Source organism: Idiomarina sp. UBA4206 (genome assembly GCF_002383015.1).
GTDB lineage: Bacteria > Pseudomonadota > Gammaproteobacteria > Enterobacterales > Alteromonadaceae > Idiomarina > Idiomarina abyssalis.
Genome location: NZ_DFTS01000017.1, coordinates 2,351 through 4,115, shown reverse-complemented (window position 1 = coordinate 4,115; position 1,765 = coordinate 2,351). Strand labels below are relative to the sequence as shown.

General features: G+C 48.3%; 4 protein-coding genes and 1 pseudogene. All 5 read left to right on the top strand.

Translation table 11 applies throughout. From position 1 onward, the window contains the following. Positions 1–181, top strand: a pseudogene (locus B3180_RS03680) (MBL fold metallo-hydrolase); the annotation flags it as partial. Positions 182–215: 34 nt separating this feature from the next. Further along, positions 216–431: a DUF1653 domain-containing protein gene (locus B3180_RS03675; protein ID WP_278358372.1), complete on the top strand. Its 216-nt coding sequence runs from the start codon at positions 216–218 to the stop codon at positions 429–431. A 9-nt stretch (positions 432–440) separates the two neighbouring features. Next, positions 441–974 (top strand): DUF1543 domain-containing protein, encoded by a 534-nt coding sequence (locus B3180_RS03670; protein ID WP_278358373.1) that lies wholly within the window; start codon positions 441–443, stop codon positions 972–974. A 78-nt stretch (positions 975–1,052) separates the two neighbouring features. Further along, complete coding sequence (locus B3180_RS03665; RefSeq protein ID WP_054487214.1) at positions 1,053–1,400, top strand: DUF6249 domain-containing protein; 348 nt, start codon at positions 1,053–1,055, stop codon at positions 1,398–1,400. Further along, the coding region (locus B3180_RS03660) for an RNA polymerase sigma factor (RefSeq protein WP_286843124.1) at positions 1,393–1,765 on the top strand (373 nt) is incomplete at its 3' end. The genes B3180_RS03665 and B3180_RS03660, both read left to right, overlap by 8 nt.

Below are 1,765 nucleotides of genomic sequence, written 5' to 3'. Positions count from 1 at the left end.
TGAAGCCTTATATGCCGAAGTGCGTGACGGCATGCTGGCAGGTAAAAGTCTGGAAACGCTGCAACAGGACATAAAGCTTGATGAGTTTTCCGATTTAAAAATGTATGACCAGTGGCTACCGCAGAATATAGAGGGTGTTTACAAAACGCTTATTGAGCAATCATATTTTGATCGCCGATAATAGCTGCAGTTTTTTACTCATGGAACTCAATGATATGACCATAAAACCAGGCATTTACGAGCATTACAAAGGCGGTCGCTACCGCGTTATTGATACCGTCCGCCATAGCGAAACCGAAGAGTGTATGGTGCTTTATCAGCCCCTTTACGGTGAACAAAAGCTTTGGGTACGCCCCTTTGATATGTTCGTGGAAACCGTAAACGTGAACGGTACCCAGGTACCGCGGTTTCAATTTGTTGGTAACGAGTAGGGTAAAACAATGAGCGAAACCGATAACAAGCTGTTTCTGGTTTATGTGGGTGGCACAGCCCCCGGTGCCAATATAGAGCTTCACGACGTTCGCTTTGTGGTGGGTAAGCGCATGGAAGATACCTATCCTGCCATTCGAAAAGGTTGGTTTGGCACACAAAAAGGGCTGCACCTGGACAGCTTTGTTCATCTGCACCACGTAGATGGCTACCGCATTCATCTTACCCAAACCAAGCCGGCTGAAACTTCGGGTAAGCAGCTATACTTTGTGAACTTTGGCGGCTATTTCTCCAATAAACTTGCTGAGTATCACGACTTTACCGTGGTGGTTGCTGACTCATCGAGTTCGGCAAAGCAACTGGCGCGTGCGCAAGTATCTAAAGCAGGCTTAGCTGGCGCTGAGCAAATTCATAAAGACGACTTATTGGCCGTGGACGACTGCCTGTGCGTAGATCTGGTGGATGAGCACTTCATAACGCTTGAATACGACGGTGAACAGCAGGAATTAGTACCTGACTGGAAAGGCTATCAGCCACTGCCATAAATTTTTTGCATCCAAAAGTATTCGTTGTTGTGTCTAATACTGTGTAAGTCAAACAATTGAACAACAATAGGGGGCGTTATGTCCGATCTTTGGGTACCAATTACAGCTATGCTGAGTATTTCAATCGTTATTATTGTGGGCTTGGCTTTATCGGCTCATCATAAAAAGCATTTACAGTTAACTTTGCAAAAGCATCTGGAAAACGGAGGCACACTAACTTCGGAGCTTTTAGGGCAGTTGGGCACTTCGCCCAGCAGTCGTCATGGCGACCGTCGTAAAGGCCTGGTTTTGGTGTCAGCAGGGCTGGCCTGTTTAGTGGCCGGGTGGTCAGTCGGTGACTTGGATGTCGGCGTTATGTTCGGGGTTTTCCCGGTATTTATTGGCGTCGCCTTCTTAATTTCGGCTTACTTAACTAACGATGAATGATAAAGCGTTGATTGCACGGGTTATTGCCCGTGGCGATCAGCACGCCTTCGCGACTCTGGTTCGCCAGCATCAAAATGGCGTCCGGCACTTTCTGCGTCGATTAACCGTGGCAGACCACGCACAAGCGGATGACTTGGCGCAGGAGGTGTTTTTGCGCGCCTACAAGAGCCTGAAAAGTTTCCGTGCCGAGGCAAGTTTCAGTAGTTGGCTGCACAGCATTGCGTATCGTAGCTTTTTAAATGAGAGGCGTAAGTCGCATCACCATAATGAGGTAGCTGGCGACGCCTTGCCTTTCATGCCGGGGCCATCCAGTACGGTTGATAGCGACATTATGGTTGAGCGGCTAATGCGGCATCTTTCGGTGC